The 20,316-nt window shown below is 32.4% G+C and carries 14 protein-coding genes; 6 read left to right on the forward strand and 8 right to left on the reverse strand.

The features are described 5' to 3' along the window. Window positions 1–83 precede the first annotated feature (83 nt). Window positions 84–272, forward strand: a complete 189-nt coding sequence (locus tag ABW636_RS03850) for a hypothetical protein (protein ID WP_367588630.1) — start codon at window positions 84–86, stop codon at window positions 270–272. Between the two features lie 608 nt (window positions 273–880). Here ABW636_RS03850 and ABW636_RS03855 read toward each other — a convergent pair. Further along, window positions 881–1,993: an ABC transporter permease gene (locus ABW636_RS03855; protein WP_367588631.1), complete on the reverse strand. Its 1,113-nt coding sequence runs from the start codon at window positions 1,991–1,993 to the stop codon at window positions 881–883. A 9-nt stretch (window positions 1,994–2,002) separates the two neighbouring features. Beyond that, a complete protein-coding gene (locus ABW636_RS03860; RefSeq protein WP_367588632.1) occupies window positions 2,003–4,138 on the reverse strand; it encodes a carboxy terminal-processing peptidase in 2,136 nt (711 codons plus the stop codon). 223 nt (window positions 4,139–4,361) lie between these two features. Here ABW636_RS03860 and surE point away from each other — a divergent pair, with 223 nt between their 5' ends. The 3 genes from surE (at window position 4,362) to lpxB (ending at window position 6,627) form a co-directional block, all read left to right on the forward strand. After that, window positions 4,362–5,144: a 5'/3'-nucleotidase SurE gene (gene surE / locus ABW636_RS03865; protein ID WP_367588633.1), complete on the forward strand. Its 783-nt coding sequence runs from the start codon at window positions 4,362–4,364 to the stop codon at window positions 5,142–5,144. Beyond that, window positions 5,137–5,433, forward strand: coding sequence for a hypothetical protein (locus ABW636_RS03870; RefSeq protein WP_367588634.1), 297 nt, complete (start codon window positions 5,137–5,139; stop codon window positions 5,431–5,433). Before surE ends, ABW636_RS03870 begins: the two co-directional genes overlap by 8 nt. A gap of 81 nt (window positions 5,434–5,514) precedes the next feature. Further along, on the forward strand, window positions 5,515–6,627 hold the full coding sequence (gene lpxB / locus ABW636_RS03875) for a lipid-A-disaccharide synthase (RefSeq protein WP_367588635.1): 1,113 nt from the start codon (window positions 5,515–5,517) through the stop codon (window positions 6,625–6,627). A 3-nt stretch (window positions 6,628–6,630) separates the two neighbouring features. On the opposite strand, the gene ABW636_RS03880 is transcribed toward lpxB, so the two are convergent. Continuing rightward, on the reverse strand, window positions 6,631–8,814 hold the full coding sequence (locus tag ABW636_RS03880; RefSeq protein WP_367588636.1) for a response regulator: 2,184 nt from the start codon (window positions 8,812–8,814) through the stop codon (window positions 6,631–6,633). Window positions 8,815–9,137: 323 nt separating this feature from the next. Then, window positions 9,138–11,354 (reverse strand): response regulator, encoded by a 2,217-nt coding sequence (locus tag ABW636_RS03885; RefSeq protein WP_367588637.1) that lies wholly within the window; start codon window positions 11,352–11,354, stop codon window positions 9,138–9,140. Window positions 11,355–11,607: 253 nt separating this feature from the next. On the opposite strand from ABW636_RS03885, the gene ABW636_RS03890 reads away from it, so the two are divergent. Beyond that, window positions 11,608–12,093 carry a C40 family peptidase gene (locus tag ABW636_RS03890; protein WP_367588638.1) on the forward strand — a complete coding sequence of 162 codons (486 nt, stop codon included), beginning with the start codon at window positions 11,608–11,610 and terminating at the stop codon, window positions 12,091–12,093. Window positions 12,094–12,104: 11 nt separating this feature from the next. Then, window positions 12,105–14,165: a ComEC/Rec2 family competence protein gene (locus ABW636_RS03895; protein WP_367588639.1), complete on the forward strand. Its 2,061-nt coding sequence runs from the start codon at window positions 12,105–12,107 to the stop codon at window positions 14,163–14,165. 15 nt (window positions 14,166–14,180) lie between these two features. Here ABW636_RS03895 and ABW636_RS03900 read toward each other — a convergent pair whose 3' ends face one another. The 4 genes from ABW636_RS03900 to ABW636_RS03915 form a co-directional block, all read right to left on the reverse strand. Then, the gene (locus tag ABW636_RS03900; protein ID WP_367588640.1) at window positions 14,181–15,452 is read right to left on the reverse strand and encodes a serine hydrolase domain-containing protein; all 1,272 of its coding nucleotides are present in this window, start codon (window positions 15,450–15,452) and stop codon (window positions 14,181–14,183) included. A gap of 436 nt (window positions 15,453–15,888) precedes the next feature. Then, window positions 15,889–16,428 (reverse strand): thioredoxin family protein, encoded by a 540-nt coding sequence (locus ABW636_RS03905; protein WP_367588641.1) that lies wholly within the window; start codon window positions 16,426–16,428, stop codon window positions 15,889–15,891. Between the two features lie 180 nt (window positions 16,429–16,608). Then, entirely contained in the window at window positions 16,609–18,729 is a 2,121-nt protein-coding gene (locus tag ABW636_RS03910; protein WP_367588642.1) for a peptide MFS transporter, read from the reverse strand. A 21-nt stretch (window positions 18,730–18,750) separates the two neighbouring features. After that, the gene (locus ABW636_RS03915) at window positions 18,751–20,307 is read right to left on the reverse strand and encodes a peptide MFS transporter (protein ID WP_367588643.1); all 1,557 of its coding nucleotides are present in this window, start codon (window positions 20,305–20,307) and stop codon (window positions 18,751–18,753) included. Window positions 20,308–20,316: the final 9 nt, after the last annotated feature.

A 20,316-nucleotide genomic window follows, 5' to 3' on the forward strand; every position in this document is an offset into this window, starting at 1 on the left:
CAAATTACATTCTTATCTTAGCCCCAGTTGGCAAATTATTTTACATAAAGCCAAGATATATTCACTTTTAAAATCATTTAATTATGTTATCAAAAATCCAGAACTTAAAAAATGTAAAACCATTAAGTAAAAATCAACAAAGCACAATTAGTGGTGGTCTAGATTTTCCTATTGACGATGGATGCACTTGTGTCTACAGAGACCATAGAGGAATGTTAGCCATTACGATTATTACTTGTGGAAGCCCATGTCCAGATCCAAATGGAAAATAAGATAATATAGTAGGTTTTATTTTTTCTATATCTTATCAAACTACTAGAATTTGGTTTAAACCAAATTCTAGTAGTAGTAGTTTTATTAAACTCAATATCTCCTATTTGTTCCTAACCTAATACTAGTTGGCTAGTTATATTATGAACTGGTTTAAACTTTTTTGATTCATGCGAAAAATGATGATTTTTTGCTCAATTGAGCTATTTTTTGCGCTTCATAGCAGCGCTACGAAGTAAGAAAAAGATGAAAATTGGGTAAAAAAGGGCATTTTTATAGCGAATTGAAAAAAGTTTAAACAAGTTCTATATAAAACCAAGATATATTCACTCTTAAATCATTTAATTATGTTATCAAAAATTCTATCGTTAAAAGATGTCAACCACTGAACAAAGACCTAAAGATTACAATTAAAGGAGAGGTTCTCTCTTCCTACCGAAGAGGATTGTGGATGTAAAGTTCATGGCCTGGAAGGAATTATAAGAATAGTAGCCACACCATGTAATAGCACTTATCCTGATGTCAGTTCTCCTGTTCCTGGTTTACACCATTAAATAAGTAATATGACACGCCAAAAAAGCAACGAGAACCTATAGGTTTTCGTTGCTTTTTATCTTTTTACATCGAGTGCATCTCTTAAAGCATTCCCCATTAACATAAACGCCATCACCAAACTCATAATACCTAACCCGGGTATAATTGCCAGATAAGCTTTACCTAATATGATATACGAATAATGATCTTTGATCATCGCTCCCCAACTTGGCATAGGTGGCTGAGCTCCAATTCCCAAAAAACTTAATCCACTTTCTATCAAAATCGCTGCTGCAAAATTTGCCGCAGAAATAATAATAACCGGAGCCAAACTATTGGGTAAGATATGCTGAGTAATAATTCTAAGATCTGTATAGCCTAATGCTCTGGCAGCCGTTATATATTGCATTTGCTTTACCCCTAATACCTGTCCACGAACAACTCTTGCCACATCGACCCACATGGTTAAACCAACAGCAATAAAAACCTGCCAAAAACCTTTTCCCAAAGCGAGTGTAATTGCTATCACCAACAACAACGTAGGAATGGACCAGGTAACGTTAATGAGCCACATTATAGCAGCATCTACCTTGCCTCCAAAATAGCCCGCTAAGGCACCTAATGATATCCCTAAGATTAGTGAGATCAATACCGCAACAAAACCAATAGAAAACGAAATTCGAATCCCTATAAGCATTCTACTCAATAAGTCTCTTCCGTATTTATCGGTCCCCAGTATGAATGTTTGATCTTTAATGAATGTTTGTACTACCTCATTCGCTGTTAATCCAGTAGGAAACTGGTCTAATTTAATTTCTTTAGATAACTCAACGATTTCACCTTCGCTATAAGGTGATACCATTATCGCACCTTGTTTCATCACATATCGTTCGATAGGAATTTCTGTATCTGTATTTTTCTTTCCAAAAAAGAGCCGATTTAAGAATGATTGATCAGCAACATTTTTTGAGGGAATAGTTAACATTTGAACTTTAAAACCTGGTGGTTTAGAATGAATAGACAAATGCATTTGGTTAGCATTTTGCGAATCATTAGGAGCTAGCACATACGCAAAAAGTGCTATAAAAGCACATAATACAATAAAGCTAAAACTCAAAACGCCCCAAAAATTCTTCTTGAATTTTTGGAGCGCTAATTTGCTTAATGAATTTGATTTTACCTCAGACATTAAAAATTGTTAGTGCTTTAAGGTAAGAGAGTTCTTAGATTTTTTGATATTATTCGTTTTTAAATCTTCAAGAACACTAATCGCTTCTTCTACATAGACATCCTTAGACAAACTCTCATGCCATCTTTTTCTTTTTTCGGCCAAGACAGAATCTTCAACAATTAATTTCTTCTCATATGGTAATGATTCAAAAGTAAGATTTGTTTGATAATCGTTAATAGCTTCAAAACGTTCTGCTTGTTTTTTATTTAATTCTATATTTTCTTTGTACTTACTATACTTCAGCGAATACACATTAATATCTCTTTTTTGACTTACCCATTTGGCGTTCTCATCAATTAATTTTAATTGATCATTTTTAGACATTCTCTGCTTACTACTATTTATAGTTTGCTCAAAATCAATATAACCGTTCCAAAGTGTATAATTTGCAGCTGCAATTTTATCCCACGGAAGCGGATTTTCCTGATCTTTCTCTCCAATATCTATATAACTATATCTATCAGGAACAATAACATCACTTTTTACACCTTCTAATTGGGTTGAACCACCATTTACTCTATAAAACTTCTGAGTAGTTAACTTTAACGCTCCCAGATCTCCAAAATCATTACTACGCATCCATCGGTTTAGATCCATTACATTTTGAACCGTTCCTTTACCATATGTTTGCTTGCTTCCGATAATGATAGCTCTTTTATAATCTTGCATTGCTGCAGCCAAAATTTCTGAAGCTGAAGCTGATAGTTCATTAACTAATATAACCAGTGGCCCATCCCAAAGTACTGTTCTATCTTTATCACTTAATACTTCTGGAGATTCTCCTTTTGTTCTAACTTGTACAATTGGTCCTGACTCTATAAAAAGTCCAGCAATGTCTACTACAGTTTGTAATGATCCACCACCGTTATCGCGTAAATCTATTACAAGCCCATCCATATTTTGTTTTTTAAGTCGTACAATCTCTTGTTTTACGTCTTTTGCAGCGTTACGTTCATTATAATCCTTCATATTGAAGTAGAACTTAGGTAAGTTTACGATCCCGAATTTCTTATCCTCTTTCTTTACGATAGATGATTTTGCATAAGTTTCTTCTAACTCTACAACATCTCTAATGATATCAATAATTTCTGTCGTACCATCTACCTTCTTAATGGTTAAAGAAACTTTGGTTCCTTTAGGCCCTTTTATAAGTCTAACCGCATCATCCAGTCGCATCCCTACAATACTTACAGGCTCTTGTTCATCTTCCTGTTTCACTTTCATGATAAGATCTCCTACTTCTACCTCGTTACCTCTCCATGCTGGCCCCCCAGAAATAACTTCGATTATCTGTACGTTATCGTTTTTCTTTTGTAGTCTAGCTCCTATACCTTCTAATTTTCCAGACATGGCTATATCAAACCTATCTTTATCCCTTGGTGCAAAATAGTACGTATGAGGATCAAACTCTTCTACAATCGAGTTGATATATACAGAAAACCAATCTTTTCTTTCTAAATCATCTGCAAACTCAAAATATTCCTGTAATGATGTTCTTGTTATATCACGTGCTTCTTCTTCCAAAACACCCGAGGTTTTACGCTTATAGTCACTGTTTTCTGTAATAGAATCTATTTGTTCCTGAACTTTATCATAATAACTGGACAATGCATTAAACTTAAGCTGCAATCTCCAACGTTCTCTCATTTCATTCTTATTAGTTGCGTAAGAAATCTTCTCATAGTCTGTATTAATTTCTTCGTCCTTTTCGAAATTAAAAGGGTATTCTAAAATTTCTTTGTGTAACCATCTGGCTTCAGACATTCTTTCCTGAAGTCTTTCATAGGTAAGATTAAAGAAGTTAATTCTTTTGTCTCTTATCTCATCATCGATTAACTTTTCATATTTTTTAAATTCGTCGATGTCGCTTTGATAAAAATACCGCTTCAATGGGTCAAGCGCATCAATGTAATCAGAAAAAACTTCTTTAGAGAAGTCATCATTCATATCTTTTGCATCATAGTGCCCTTTACCAAGCACATAGCTAATCAAATCAATAAGTAATTTGTCCTTATCTGGATCATTTTTTACCTTCGTTGTAAAGCTGCAAGAAGCTGCAGAAACAATTACGGTAATCATCAAAACCAAAAAACTCTTTTTCATACGTTCATAAAATTTAGGGATATAGGCAAAAGATAATAAAAACCATGCCATTTAACAGGTAATATTACTAATTTTTTCTTAAACAAGCTAATATTTTAGCATCCTCAGAGGGATATTAAGTGTTAAAATACAGGTAAACTATATTTTTGATTGTATCTGGTACAATTACCAACCTCGTTTTCGCCTAAAAAATGTATTTTTACGTTCGAAAAAAAAATAGACTATGGCGCAAAAAAAACCACTAATTCTTGTCACTAATGATGATGGAATTACTGCCCCTGGAATACGTACATTGATTGAAATTATGAACGAAATTGGTGATGTTGTGGTAGTTGCCCCTGATAGTCCTCAAAGTGGTATGGGACATGCCATTACTATAAACAGCACTCTTTTTTGCGATCCTGTAGTGATTAACAAGAATGATCCGCAAAAAGAGTATAGTTGCTCTGGAACCCCGGTTGATTGTGTCAAAATGGCATCTAGAGCTATTCTTGACAGAAAACCTGATTTATGTGTTAGCGGTATAAATCACGGTTCGAATTCTGCCATTAACGTTATTTATTCGGGTACAATGAGTGCCGCTGTCGAAGCGGGAATTGAAGGAATACCCGCCATAGGATTTTCGTTATTGGATTATGCTATGGATGCAGACTTTGAGCCTTCTAAAAAGTATGTAAAATCTATTGTAATGAACGTTTTGGACAATGGGTTACCAAAGGGAGTAGTCCTAAATGTTAACATTCCTAAGTTGGCAAAGGAAGATATAAAAGGTATCAAAATTTGTCGCCAGGCTCATGCACATTGGGTAGAAGAGTTTGATAAACGAACCAACCCTATGGGGCGCGATTATTATTGGCTTTCTGGCAAATTTGTCAACGAAGATAAAGGCGAAGATACCGATGAATGGGCACTACAACAAGGATATATTTCTGTAGTCCCCACTCAGTTCGATTTAACCGCTCACCATTTTATACAAGAACTAAACAACTGGTCTTTAAATGATTAAAAAAGAAATTGGTCTCGGCTTTGTTACCGGGTTACTCTCAGCAGGCTTAGGCTTTATCCTATGCATATTTATTTTTTCTGCATTAAGCAAACAGCAATTAGGATTTTCTGAAACAATTTCGGCTTCAATATCCAATGGTTCTTTAGGAAGTTTAATTGCTTTGGGAACACTCCCAAACTTATTTATTTTCTTTTTCTTCTTAAAAAAGAACAATTATTATCGGGCTCGTGGTGTACTTCTTGCTTCATTAATTGCTGCTTTATGTATTGCAATAAGTAAATTTGGGTAGCATTATAAGTATCATTATATTTATATCACCCCCAAAATATCAGAATAAAATAATTTATAGATTCCTAATACATAATACTACATGAAATACTACCTCATCGCCGGAGAAGCATCTGGAGATTTGCATGGTTCAAATCTGATGAAATCAATACTTAAGGAAGATCCCGAAGCAGAATTTAGATTCTGGGGAGGCGACCTCATGAAGGCAATAGGTGGTACGCTGGTTACTCATTATAAGGAACGTGCTTTTATGGGATTCATAGAAGTATTGATGAATCTTAGAAAAATACTGGGGCATATAAAGTATTGCAAAAAGGATATTGAAAAGTACCAACCTGATGCACTAGTTTTTATTGACAACTCTGGATTTAATTTACGTATTGCCAAATGGGCTAAACCTTTAGGATATAGCACGCATTATTATATAAGTCCGCAGGTATGGGCCTCTCGTGCCGGGCGGATTAAAACAATAAAAGAGACCATAGATCACATGTATGTGATACTTCCTTTTGTAAAAAGATTTTACAAAAAATACAATTATGATGTAAATTTTGTCGGACACCCTCTGATCGATGCAATAACAGATCATAAACAAATTATGCCCGAAAATTTTAAACGAAAACATAATTTGGATGATCGCCCTATAATTGCCTTATTACCAGGAAGTAGAAAACAGGAAATACGTAAAATGTTAGCAGTAATGCTTGATCTTGTCGACGATTTTCCTGAATATCAATTCATTATTGCAGGAGCTCCTAGTCAAAGTAAAGAATTTTACAATTCATTTATAAAAAACAAAAAAGCCCATCTAGTGATGAATCAAACATATGATTTATTAAGCCTAAGTAATGCTGCACTTGTAACCTCTGGAACTGCTACCCTAGAGACTGCCTTATTTAAAGTCCCACAAGTGGTATGTTATAAGGGAAATGCTATCTCATATCAAATAGCAAAAAGAATCATCAATCTTGATTATATTTCTTTAGTAAATCTTATCATGGATAAACCGGTTGTAAAAGAATTAATACAAAATGATTTTAACACTAAAAACTTAAAAAAAGAACTTGCTATTATCATTGATGATTACAAAAGAGCCGTGTTATTTTTAGATTATTATGATCTTGAGAAAAAATTAGGAGGAAAAGGTGCTAGTCAAAAAACCGCAAACCTAATTATAGGCTCTATTAAAGGTTAATTTTTATTTATGTTGAATAATAGTTTCATAAAGCAATTCGGGGTTTACAGGCTTGCTTAAAACAGTCCGGATCCCTACTTCGTTAAATTTTTCTTTGTTAAGCCTTTCTGATATTGCAGTAAGTGCCACGATTGGAAGCGTTTTATTAAATGATTTTATAAACTTTGTTGCCTCAAAGCCATCCATTCTTGGCATCATAATATCCATTAACACCAAAGAATAACTATTTTCTTTCACCATAGCAACTGCTTCTTCTCCGTCGTTTGCAGAGTCACACCCAAAACCATAATCAGAAATTATTTTCTTTACAATAAGCTGATTCACTTTATTATCCTCGACCAACAAAACATGGATATTATCATTATGACTACTCCCGTTAATCTTATAGTTTAATTTACTCTTTTTAGGCAGGTTAAAATCTATCAAAAATGACACAGAAGTTCCTTTTCTTAATTTTGAATCTACCACAATCTCACTATTATGAAGGTCCAATATTTTTTTTGATATTGTTAATCCAAGTCCAGTACCTCCATAGTTTCTATTAATTTTCACAGAGCCTTGTCGAAACGTATCAAAAGCATTTGCTTTTTGTTTTTTTGACATTCCTATTCCTGTATCCCAAATATGAAACTTAATTTTTGCTATATTTTCTACTACCGAAACCAATGAAACTTGAAAATAAATATCTCCATTTTTTGTAAATTTCAGGGAGTTACTCAATATATTAATCACTACTTGAGAGATTTTAAGAACATCTCCGCACAAAAGATTGGGAATAGAATCATCTATTTTGACATGCATCCTGTTGGTCGAAGATTTTTCTGTAGTCAAAGAATCTACAATACTATGCAGTAGATTTTTAAGATCAAACTCTTCCTTATTTAGTTTTACTTCTTCATTGTCAAGAACATTGATATCAATAACCTTATTAATAAGACTTAATAACTGTTCACTAGAAGAGTTTAACAAATCAACCCTTTCTTTCTGTCTATCTGTTAGCTTTTCCTTTCTTAATAAAAAAGCAAGTCCCTTTATTGTATTTAATGGGGTCAATAATTCGTGTGTTACAGAATCTAAAAAATCAGATTTTGCCTTTAATGCTTTATCTAACTTTTGACTAGTTTTATACAATTTTTTATTATTCTCTTGTAATAAGTGGTTAATCTTGTTTTTGTATACAGAAGATCGGTATTGATTTATAATCATAACCAACAAGCCTAAAATAACAAGGGTTCCTAATAAAATCACATACTTATCATTTCTAAGTTGTTCTTGATTAAGTTTATTCTCTACCCGTATTCTTTTATTTTCTTCTTCTTTTAAATTTAGTTTGGCTGTTAGGCTATGCGAAGCACTTATTTGCTTACTTCTTTCGAAACCAAAATCATAAAATTTCTGAGAAGATTTGTTATAATTGAACGAAGACTGCTTATACGATTCTTTAGTTTCAAAATACAAGCCTTTTATTTTATAAAAAAAGCCAGCAAAAAAAAGATCATTGATCTTAAAATACTCGTCATTTTCTATCTTTTCGAAATAAACATCTGCCTTTTCAAAATTCCCTAGATTAATATAACATTCTGCGAGATGCAGGTATAAATGTTTTTTTCTGTTTTCTTTCTCTTTGGTATCTTTTATGGCATTTAGTGAAATTAATGAATGATATATTGACTTTTCCCACTCTCTTGCTTTTTTATAGGTAATACCCAAATTATAATTTGCATCTATCAAATCTCTTTTCTCACCATACTCATTTAGCAATTCACTTGCAGTTTTAAAAATTTCTAATTCAACCTCTCCATTCTTCCTTAAGGACCTAACTGCACCCAATCGTTCATAATACAAACCTAATTCTCTTTTATCACCTACTTTTTTGATAAGGATAAGGTTTTTCTTAAGATACTCCTCTGCCATGAGAGTGTCTCTAATATTAATAAAATACTCTAACCTATGCCGGTTAACTAATATCTTTAAGTTAATATCGTTCATGGTATCGGTAAGGTTTTCTGCCAAATCCAGCAGGTATATTCCTTTACTATGCTTGGGATCCGAAAGTCTTACCAAATTTGCTTTTGATTCTTTTAAAATTCTTAGGATACTATCTCGGTCAATACTTTTAGAAACCTGAGAAATCCCTGTAAAACAGGAAAATAGGAAAGTAATGTATATTAGACGTCTCACAACCATACAAAAAGTATCTTACTGATTATCAATCAAAAATACTTAAAAAAAAGCTCCCCTTATCTTAAACACTTAATATTATTAAGGTTTTAACATACTCATCGGTAAATTATCTTACTATTTACCAAACATTTTAAGTAAAAAATTTCACTTTTTTTATGACTTACTTTTAAAATGCCAAAAACAATTTGACAAGATCTTCTTTTTCTTTAAAAGAATTACATTTCTTTTGAAGTATGGATCAACACCATTACTATCTCTGGGACAAATACAACTAACGAAATGAGTTTTAAAATATTAAAAAACAAAATAGAAACAATTTCTATTCTTTAAACACAACTACCGCAACAATTTACTATAGTTTCATAAAGCAATTCGGGATTTACCGGCTTAGAAAGTATCGTAAAAATCCCTACCTCATTAAATTTTTCTTTGTTTAGTTTTTCAGAAATTGCTGTTAGTGCTATAATAGGTAATTGTGTATTAAATGTTTTTATGAACTTTGTTGCTTCAAAACCATCCATTCTCGGCATCATAATATCCATTAGGACTAAAGAGTACTTTTTCTTCTTGACCATAGCAACAGCCTCTTCCCCATCATTAGCCGAATCACAACGAAAACCATAATTAGAAATTATCTTCTCTGTAATTAATTGATTTACTTTATTATCCTCTACCAGTAAAATATTTATTTCCTCTGATATTTCATTAATCTCTTTTTTGTAAGGGACATTACTTTTTACTTCTTCTACATTTAGTTCAAAACCAACCATAAACGAAACCGTAGTTCCTTCTTCTTTTTTTGATTTCAAAACGATATCACTACCTTTTAATTTCAATATTTTTTTTACTATCGACAACCCCAAACCGGTTCCTCCATATTCTCTATTTATCTTAACAGATCCTTGATGAAAGGCGTCAAAGGCTTTATTTGTTTGTTCTCTTGACATACCTATCCCAGTATCCCGAATTGAAAATTTCACTTTTGCTTTGTTATTTTCTTTTGATACTAGTGATACATCAATATATATATTCCCATTTTTTGTAAACTTCATAGAATTATCCAGAATGTTTAGAAAAACCTGAGAGATCTTAAGCACATCACCCTTTAAAATATCTGGAATTTGATCATCTATTTCTCTATGAATCGAATTAGTCTCATTTTTCATCATTATAGAAGAGTCTATCAAATTGTTTAGCAATGTTTTTAAATCAAAAACTTCATTTTTTAATTCTAACTCTCCGTTCTCTAGTTCATTTAAATGAATAACATCGTTAATTAAATTTAGCAAATGATCACTAGAAATATTGATGAGTTTAATCTGGTTTATTTGTTCTTGTGTTAATTTCTCTTTTTGCAGTAAAAAAGTAGTTCCTTTTATGGTATTTAAAGGTGTTAAAAGTTCATGTGTTACCGAATCCAAAAATTCTGATTTAACCTCTAAAGCTTTATCTACTTTATGATTGGCTTCTATTAATTTTCTATAATTTTTATTCAGTAACTTGTTTATTTTAGTCTTATAAAATGAAGATCGGTATTGAATTATACTCATTAATATTAACCCCACAATAAGCAGTACACTTACCAAAATAATGTACTTGCTATTTCTTAATTGCTCTGCTTTTAACTGGTTTTCTATTTTTATTCTTTTGTTTTCTTCTTCCTTAATATTTAGTTTACTTGCCAACGCCAAAGACGAGCTTACAGCTCTTGTTCTTTTTGAAGCATGGAGATAATAATTTATACATGATTCTCTATAGCTTAGTGCCGACTTCTCAAACTCTCCTACCTTCCTATAATACTGACCTTTCATTCCGTGATAAAAACCAATAACATCATATGTTTTCCTATTAAAAAATTCATCCTTTTCGACCTTATCAAAATAAGCTACTGCTTTCTCGTCTTGATTAAGATTAAAATATGCCTCTGCCAAATACACATATAGATTTACTCTTCTATCTTTTTTTGTATTAGTTTCTTCAATAATTTTTAATGCGGCCAAAGCATAATCAATAGTTTTTTGCCATTCTTTTTTCCTCCTATTAACTAAACTAAGGTTGTTATTGGCGTCAATAAGATCCTTTTTCTTCCCATATTTTTTCAGCAATTTATATGCAGTTACATAAGCTTCATATTCCTCTTCTACTTTTGCTCTTGCAGATTTTAATACACCGACTTGTTCATAATACAATCCCAACTCTCTCATATCACCTACTCCCATAATTAATGTAAGATTTTTCTGCATATAGTCTTTAATAACCAAAGTATCAGTTATTTCAAGCTGAAAACCAATTCTATATCTATTTACCAGTATTTTCAAATAAGGATCATCAAGATCTTTAACAAGGTCCTCTGCTAACTCCAAATAGTGTACACTTTGATTATGATCAGGATCATCCAGGTCATATAATGATTCTGATGATTTTTCTAAAATTTGTTTAATACTATCCCTTGTAATATTTTGTGAAAGGTTTTGAGCATTCGAAGAAGCTCCTATAAAATGGATAAATAAACAAACACCAAAAAGCAACGCCTTCTTTTCCATTTAATAACATCTTACTAATTACCAACGTATAATATACCAATTTATACGCTAAAAACATTGTTTTTTAGAGGTTTATACGTAAAATAAGATCGTAATTTAAGTGTTTTTTAACAAAAAATATCTCAATATACTTATCGAAACTATCTCTATTTTATATTTTTCTTTGAAAAGAATTGAAAAGTAAGATTGTAAGGATTCGATTTTTTTGAAAATGAAAACAAAATCACGTACTTTGACAGTAAACCCATTTCTAATGAAAAAAATATTACTATTACTACTATTAAGCCTCGTTTTAATATCGTGTGGATCTGGAAAAAAAAGCATCTCAACACGTTCTAAAACACCTACAAATACAAATTCTAAAGCCAAATCAATTGTTAAAATCGCTAAAGGCTACAAAGGCACACGGTATAAATTTGGAGGCACAACAAAGAAAGGGATGGATTGTTCTGGATTAGTATATACATCATTTAAAAAAGAAGACATTGTACTTCCCAGAAGTTCGAGAAATATGTCTACCCAAGGAAAAGCGATTTCTCTAAAGAAAGTCAAAATTGGAGATTTGCTTTTTTTTAAAACTAATAAAAGAAAAAATGTTATTTCTCATGTAGGTTTGATTACAGAAATCAGAGGAACTATAAAGTTTATCCATTCTTCATCATCTAGAGGCGTTATTATCTCTAGTCTAGAAGAGAAATATTGGAAAAAAGCTTTTGCATGGGCACGTAGAATATTATAATACGTATCTAAATGAGGTTTCTTAATTTACCCTTTATCCTAATCACAATTTGTACTGTGTTAGGGATACTTATAGGAAATTATATAACCCTAGAAAGCACCTTTTCTTTATTTTTATTTTTATTTTTTATTGCCTGTTGTCTTTTAACAATTGTTTGGAAAGTTACTCAAAAGCCTTTCGCCCGCACCTATTTATTTACAATTACCACAGGCATAACATTTGTGCTTTTTGGAATTGTCTTGGTAGAAATTCATAATCCTACCAATTTTGAAAGCCATTATACCCATTATATCTCAGATAAAAATATAGAAAGTAGTACAGGTATTCGATTTAGTATCAAAGAGCGATTAAAACCGACCTCGTTTTATAATAGATATATTGCGTCTATCAATTTTATAGATCAGCACCCTGCACAAGGCTTAGTTTTAATCAAAATCCCAAAGAAAGGACATTCGAATGCCGTTTTGGATATTGGTAATACATACTCATCTTATTCTCGAATACAATCTATTCCCAAGCCTTTAAATCCAAATCAATTTGACTATGCAAATTATCTAAGTAAACAATATATATATCACAGTATCACCATACCACCGGATGAACTAAGTCATCGTAATGAAAACAAATGGACCTTTTATCTTTTAGCATCCAAAATAAGAAAACATATTAATAATAAGCTTTCTTCATACCAGTTCAACACAACTCAATTGTCTATCATTAATGCCTTATTTTTGGGGCAACGACAGGATATTAGCCAAGAAACATTAAAACAATATCAAGACGCAGGTGCTATACATATTTTAGCCATATCCGGATTACATATCGGTATAATTCTTCTAATACTAAATCACGCCTTTAAGGCTCTTGAAAGAATTAAACGATATGGTAAAGTCATCAAACTTATAGTCATCATAGTTATTCTTTGGACCTTTGCTATTGTTGCCGGGTTATCTCCTTCGGTTTTTAGAGCGGTCACTATGTTTTCATTTTTTGCTATCGGAATACAAAACAAATCCGAAATTAATACGTATAACTCTCTATTTGTTTCGATGTTTGTTCTATTATGTTTTCGGCCCATGTTTTTGTTTTCTGTAGGCTTTCAATTAAGTTACTTGGCTGTTTTTGCCATTGTTTGGATTCAGCCAATTTTTAACAGGATATATCAACCACGGTGGTATATAACAAAAAAATTATGGGAAACTTTTACAGTAACCATTGCCGCGCAATTAGGTCTGTTCCCACTTTTAATATTTTATTTTCATCAATTTCCGCTATTGTTTTTTGTCTCTAACATTATAATTATACCACTTTTAGGATCTCTTCTTTGTTTTGGTATTTTTACTATTACGCTAGCTTTATTTAATATTCTTCCTGCTTCAATCGCTGCTTTATTCGGAAACTGTATTGACTTTATGAATACCATTATTGGTACGGTTGCAAGTTATAAAACTATGGTTGTTAGAGACATTCCTTTTTCATCAAATATGCTCCTTATTTCTTATTTTATAATTCTTACTTCTATTTTAGCTTTCAAAAAACGTAAGTTTAAATGGGTTTATCCGGTTGCAATAGGAATGGTTTTTATGCTTATAGTCATTGGGTATGAAAAACACATAGCATCTCACAAAGAGGCACTGATTGTATTTCATACTAAAAATAATTCTGTTATTGGAGTATTAGAAAATCAGAAACTAACTGTTTACAACCAACAAAAACTTTCTAAATCTAAACGTGCTTATTTATTAAACAACTTTCTTGTTAGCAATCATGCTGTTCTGGACACCTCTATTGCTCTAAAAAATGTTTATGGATACAAAGAAAAAATCTTATTAATCATAGATAGTACTGGTATATCTCCTATTCACAAAATACGCCCAGATATTGTTTTACTAACAGGTTCTCCAAAAATTCATCTCAACCGGGTTATTGACAATCTTAGCCCTAATTTAATTGTTGCTGATGGCAATAATTATACTTCCTATATCGATCAATGGGAAAAAACCTGCCTGGATAAAACCGTTTCATTTTATCGTACGGATAAAAATGGTGCTTTTATAATCAACTCAAAATAGCGAAATGAACCTATACTATAAAACCAAAGCAGAAGAACCTTCTAGGTCCATGCTTTTTTTAACATCATTGATTATTTTATAAATAGCAGGAATACAGTTTCTAGCCATTTTGTTGGGACTATTAAACAGCACACAAATTCCCAAGTCATCTTCAGAATAAATTGCGATTTCACTTCGGTAATTATTTACACTTCCTCCATGATGAATAACGGTACGAGGTTCTTTAGCCTGCTCATCTGTAAAAGAATGCACACGCCATCCTAGCCCATAAAAAGATTTAAAGTGACCTGGCCATTTTTGATAGTATTTTCCTTTTCCTTCTACTTCGATCACTGGGTTAAAAACATCACTCATTGTATTAGGCATCATAACTTCTGGATTATTTCCTAATAAAAACTTGAGCCATTTTCCCATATCGGTAATACTAGCATTTACACCTCCAGCAGCAATCCCGTCATTGAAATATTTTTTGTTTAACCGCATAGGTCTCCAACCTCTGCGCACTCTTTTATGAGGCAATGCAATATTGTTTGACTCTTGTAATGCTTCATAACTAGTCGATGCTGTAGACATATGTAAGGGATCAAAAATTCTATTTTGAATAATTTCTTGTAATGGAAGCCCTGCTACATCCTCTATAATCTTACCACTAAGTGCAAAAACTGCATTTTGATAACTATAAATACTTCCTGGCTGACCAATTGAAGTTAAGTCCTTAAAACGACCTGCAATGGTCGTAATTGGTAAACCATCTTCGATTAGGTTAGTAAAACTATGATAAGGTAGCCCTGTAGTATGCGACAATATGTGGGCTATTGTAATTTCTTGTGTTTGTTCCTTATTTGCCAATTCGAAATTAGGAATATAATCTATCACCTTATCTTCCCAATTGATTAAACCTTCTTCTACGTGAATTCCTGCCAATATACTTGCAAAACCTTTAGACACCGATCCTATTCTAAATATTGTCTTATCATTAACCGGATTTGTTAATGCTATATTCTTTCTACCGTAACCTTTTTTATAAATTACAGAATCACATTTTACGATACTTACTGCAGCACCAACAATCTGGTTTTTGCGCATTGCCTCATTAAAGTATGCATTTATGGCCTCTGCTAATCTATTTCTATAGGAGTCTGTAAAATGAACTTCGGGTGATACCGCAATCGTATCGATTGTTATTTTTTTTGCTGTATTGTATGTGGGTTGTTTTGTAGCTGCAAAGGATAATATCAAAGCAACAAACAACATAGTCGGGGTAACTATGGCAAATATTTTTCTCATAAATAGGTATGCTTACAACAAAAGAAATAATTAGATATTTATTGCAACTAACAGTAGGTTTATTGTGTGCACTTAAAATTTTAACATATACAAAGGCACAATTGCTTTAAATTATATTCGAAATATTTCTTCTATTGTATTCTTGATTTGGGTGTTAATTTTACATTTAACTATGTAACGAATAGATAATCAATTAATTGCCTCTTCGCACTAAGTTTTATTAGTTTATTAGTAATTGTTCTACTGTTAAACATAAAAATTTCCCGTAAATTTTGCAATAAGCAACACCTATATTTCTGAGAATACTTAAGTAAATAGTCAAAATACTTACCTATAAACAAACAGAGTAATCCTAATAGGTTTATTAAAAGATTACATAGAAAACACTATAGAAATTTGTACAAATTTATAGTATAGAAGAAGGCAATACCATACTTTAATTACTAAAAGTACTAACAAATGATTTCTCATACTTCTGCCAGGCATCGGCTGTTGTAAGTTTTTTATAATCATTGTTATGAATCATTTTAAGATATATTTCTAGTTGTTGCGGTGTTTTATAACCTACCACCGGAGCAATCAGCTTGCCATTTTCATCAAAAAACACCATACTTGGGTATCCACTTATTTTTAAAGCGTTTGCAAAAAAGTGCTGGCTGTTTCTTCCTTTTTTATTTGGGTTATAATTTGGATTGGTATATGTAAAGTCATTATAATGTACTTCTTCTGTTCCTTCTGCATTAAATTTTACTGCATAGTAATTTTCATTTACATACGATACCACATCTTTATTATGAAAAGTTTTTTTGTCCAAAAGTTTACATGGGCCACACCAATCTGTGTATACATCCATAAAAATCTTTTTAGGTTGTTTTTTTTGGGCTTCTAACGCATCATTCATTGTCATCCAGTTAATTTCTTGAGCTTGGGTAGTAAGACACAAAAACAATACTAAGGGTAAAAGTAGGTTCTTCATTTGGCTTATTTTTATAAGGTTATGGCGCTATCAAATTATTTTCAAATTTGAGAAAGCACTAATATAACTCATTTTTTTAAGCTATATTTTATTATTAGTCTTAGCAAAAATCATTCCTTACTATAAAAAACCCCTATCTTATAATAAAGATAGGGGTCATTAAATAATCAATATCGAACACTATCGTATTCCGTGCATTAATTTTTTCATTACTGGGTTTAAAGCCAATATAATTAAGGCGGCTACCACAGGAACTATCGTAAATATCAAAAAGAATGTTGATAAACTATATTGATGTGTAATATTTTCGATCTGCCCTCCTAATACTGCTGCAGTTTTGTTTCCAACAGCAATACCTAGGTACCACATACCAAACATAAAAGCAATCATACGTGCTGGAACCAGTTTAGACACATAGGACAATCCTACAGGAGATAAACAGAGTTCTCCGAGGGTATGGAATAAATACGCCAATACCAACCAAACCATACTTACTTTTACTCCTTCGGTTACACCATACGCTCCAAATGCTAACAGACCAAAACCGATCGCCATAATTATTAGCCCTAATGCATATTTTGCAGAAGGAGATGGATTGTACTTACTTTCCCACCACTTAGAGAACATAGATGCGAATGCGATGATAAAAAATGAGTTTAAGATACTAAACCAAGAAACGGTTACTTCTATCTCATTACTCTTTATTTCAGAAACAGTTGCCGTTATTACTCCATTATCTCTATTAAGATTCTTTCCGTTTTCTATAGCAAAAGCTAATCTTTCCTCTGTTAGATAACCAAAATTTGTTCTTTCCTTATCTTTATTAATGATGTTTATTTTATCCCCAACATTAAAGGCCTCTACTTCTGTAATATTAGTTGTACGATCTACCACTTTACTTCCTTCAGGGACTGGCATACTTTGGGTAATTGGAGTATACATAATTTTTTTATTCCCTTCTTCATCAAAAACCAGGTTTCCGGCTCCGTCTTGTTCAAAACTTTCTACTGCTTTATATGTTACATCATAAGCTGTTGTGCTAAAATCACGATTAAGCATCCAACCTACGATTGCCCACATAATAGCAAAACAAATTACCAAAACAACATTCGACCCTGGTATTTTTTTAAATGTTTTTTTCCATAAAATATATAAAACGTAACTAACGAATAAAAGAGGTACTACTGTAAGCAGCGTGTTTATAATATTAAAAATAGTTGCCGAACTACCACTTAAAACTCTGTTTACATTATCTCTTGCAAAAATAATTAACGAAGAAGCTCCTTGCTCAAAACACATCCAAAAGAAAACAGTAAAAAAGGCAAAAACCACGAACGCAATCATTTTGTCTCTAACTATTTTGGTGTAACGACTTATTCTGCTAATCACCACTGTAAAAAACAGACCTAATGCAATTAATATACCTACATATTGCCCATCTAAATCACCTATTTTTAAAGCAGAAAACATATCTACTCCTCCTATTTTAGACAAAGGATCGTTAAAAGCATACCCTACCCCCAGAATGGTACAAATAGTAATCAATATTTTATCTGTCAGCGTAAACGGATTTCTTTTTTCTTCATCAAGATCAACTTCTGGTCTATCTTCTGGATGCTTTTCATTTATATTCTGAGGAATCTCAACTTCATGTACTTTTGAAGGTTTTGCTCCAATACTACCAAAAAGACTACCTGCTAACCAAAATTGTATGGTTCCTAATAACATAAAAATACCTGCTAATCCAAAGCCATATGCCCAACCTAATTTTTCTGCTAAATACCCGCATAACATCATTCCGAAAAACGCTCCAGCATTTACCCCCATATAAAAGATAGTATATGCTCCATCTTTCTTTTCTGGGTTCTTTTTATACATTTCAGAAATAGTAGATGTAATATTGGGTTTAAAGAATCCTGTACCAATAACTAACAACCCTAAACCAATATAAAGTGACAGCTCTGTTTCTAAAGCCATAGATGCATGCCCTAAGGTCATGATTAATGCTCCTATTACTACCGCCCAGCGGTATCCTGTATACTTATCTGCTATGATACCTCCTAAAATGGGAGTTACATATAATAACATGGCATACGTACCAAAAAGCGCAGTGGCATTTTCTGCAGACCATTCCCATCCCGGATTGTAACCAACTAATGCCATTGTTAAGAAATTTACGAGCAGTACCCGCATTCCGTAAAATGAGAAACGCTCCCACATTTCTGTAAAAAATAGAACAAATAGCCCCGCTGGATGTCCTAAAACCTTATCCTTAAATAAGTTTTCGATGTCAGTATTCATATATATGATTTAATAAAAAATTTAATTATCAGCTAATTCAAAGCCTTCTGCTTCATCAGAGTGCATTACCTTTTCATTATCCTCTGCACCATGCGTTAATCGTTTTAATGGTTTTAATATTGCAATAACTAAAATCCCAAAAATTACAGTAAAAACTGCTATTCCTGCAAAAATTGCATATTCTCCAAACACTGATGCTTTTTCTCCCAGGATTCCTGCCACTTTATTTCCAAGACCAGTTGCCGCAAAATATACTCCCATCATTAGAGAAGCGTATTTTACAGGGGCTAGTTTTGTTATAAACGAAAGAGCAACTGGAGATGAGCATAACTCGCCAATAGTATGAAATAAATATGCCAAAACTAGCCATTGCATTCCAGAACTTCCATTTTCATTATACTCAGAAGCAGCAAATATCATAAACACAAATCCTAATCCCATAATCATGGTTCCTATTGCCATTTTAAACAAGGAAGAAGCTTCTTTACCTTTTAATTTTCTTTTTGCCCAATAACCAGCTATTCCTGTTGCTAAAAGAATTATAAATCCTGCATTAAGTCCTTGAAACCATGTAGCCGGTATTTCCCATCCTAGTAAAAATCTATCTGTTTTTGTTTTGGTATAAACACTCATTAGTCCTCCTGCTTGTTCAAAAGCACCCCAGAAAACAATAACTATTAAAAAAGAAAGTAACAACACTAAGTACCTATCCTTCAAAACCTTTGTTTCTAGCTCTTTATATATCATCATCATTATTCCTGCCACCAAAGCAATAAATATAAACAATGCTGTATACCCCCAACTGTCTACTCCTTCATAAGAAAACCCAGCAAATACTCCATAAGCTATTATTATTGCCACTGCTATTAACTGTAAGGGGGATCCCATTAATTTAGACAATAATTTCCCTAAAGAAACATCATTTTGTTTGTCTTGAACTGTAGGTTTATTACCCACATGTACCAAATATTTCTGCCCATACAAATAAACTGCCAGTCCAAATAACATTGCTATTCCTGCTAATCCAAATCCATAGTGCCACCCATGCACTTCTCCTACATATCCAACTATAAAAGTCGCCAATAAGGATCCTAAATTAATCCCTATATAAAAAATACTAAATCCTTTATCTCTACGTATATCTCCTTGCTTATACAATCCACCTACCATGGTAGAAATATTAGGCTTTAACAAACCTACTCCCAAAATAATGAGTCCTAATCCAGAATAAAATGCCCACATTTCTTCTACTGCCAAAACACCATGTCCCATAACCAGAATAATTGCACCATAAAGCACCGCTTTCTTCTGACCCAAAATTTTATCTGCAATCATCCCTCCTGGAATTGACATCACGTATACTAACATCGTATACCATCCATATAGCATAATTGATTCTGATTCTAACCAACCCAATCCAGGGTTTTCATCTGTGGTTTTTTGTACCAGATATAATGTTAATAGCGCTCTCATTCCGTAATAAGAAAAGCGCTCCCACATTTCTGTAAAGAAAAGTACGTAGAGTCCTATAGGATGTCCAAACAGTTCTCTTTGATTAGGTTGCAGGGTTGCAGACATATTTTTAAA

The organism is Aquimarina discodermiae (assembly GCF_040786235.1).
GTDB lineage: Bacteria > Bacteroidota > Bacteroidia > Flavobacteriales > Flavobacteriaceae > Aquimarina.

Bases quoted from the DNA above. Each gene is read 5' to 3' on its own strand.
- ABW636_RS03915 (WP_367588643.1), bottom strand. From the start codon at position 20,307: ATGTCTGCAACCCTGCAACCTAATCAAAGAGAACTGTTTGGACATCCT.
- ABW636_RS03910 (WP_367588642.1), bottom strand. From the start codon at position 18,729: ATGAATACTGACATCGAAAACTTATTTAAGGATAAGGTTTTAGGACAT.
- ABW636_RS03870 (WP_367588634.1), top strand. From the start codon at position 5,137: ATGATTAAAAAAGAAATTGGTCTCGGCTTTGTTACCGGGTTACTCTCA.
- ABW636_RS03905 (WP_367588641.1), bottom strand. From the start codon at position 16,428: ATGAAGAACCTACTTTTACCCTTAGTATTGTTTTTGTGTCTTACTACC.
- surE (WP_367588633.1), top strand. From the start codon at position 4,362: ATGGCGCAAAAAAAACCACTAATTCTTGTCACTAATGATGATGGAATT.
- ABW636_RS03900 (WP_367588640.1), bottom strand. From the start codon at position 15,452: ATGAGAAAAATATTTGCCATAGTTACCCCGACTATGTTGTTTGTTGCT.
- ABW636_RS03855 (WP_367588631.1), bottom strand. From the start codon at position 1,993: ATGTCTGAGGTAAAATCAAATTCATTAAGCAAATTAGCGCTCCAAAAA.
- ABW636_RS03895 (WP_367588639.1), top strand. From the start codon at position 12,105: ATGAGGTTTCTTAATTTACCCTTTATCCTAATCACAATTTGTACTGTG.
- ABW636_RS03890 (WP_367588638.1), top strand. From the start codon at position 11,608: ATGAAAAAAATATTACTATTACTACTATTAAGCCTCGTTTTAATATCG.
- ABW636_RS03860 (WP_367588632.1), bottom strand. From the start codon at position 4,138: ATGAAAAAGAGTTTTTTGGTTTTGATGATTACCGTAATTGTTTCTGCA.
- lpxB (WP_367588635.1), top strand. From the start codon at position 5,515: ATGAAATACTACCTCATCGCCGGAGAAGCATCTGGAGATTTGCATGGT.
- ABW636_RS03880 (WP_367588636.1), bottom strand. From the start codon at position 8,814: ATGGTTGTGAGACGTCTAATATACATTACTTTCCTATTTTCCTGTTTT.
- ABW636_RS03885 (WP_367588637.1), bottom strand. From the start codon at position 11,354: ATGGAAAAGAAGGCGTTGCTTTTTGGTGTTTGTTTATTTATCCATTTT.
- ABW636_RS03850 (WP_367588630.1), top strand. From the start codon at position 84: ATGTTATCAAAAATCCAGAACTTAAAAAATGTAAAACCATTAAGTAAA.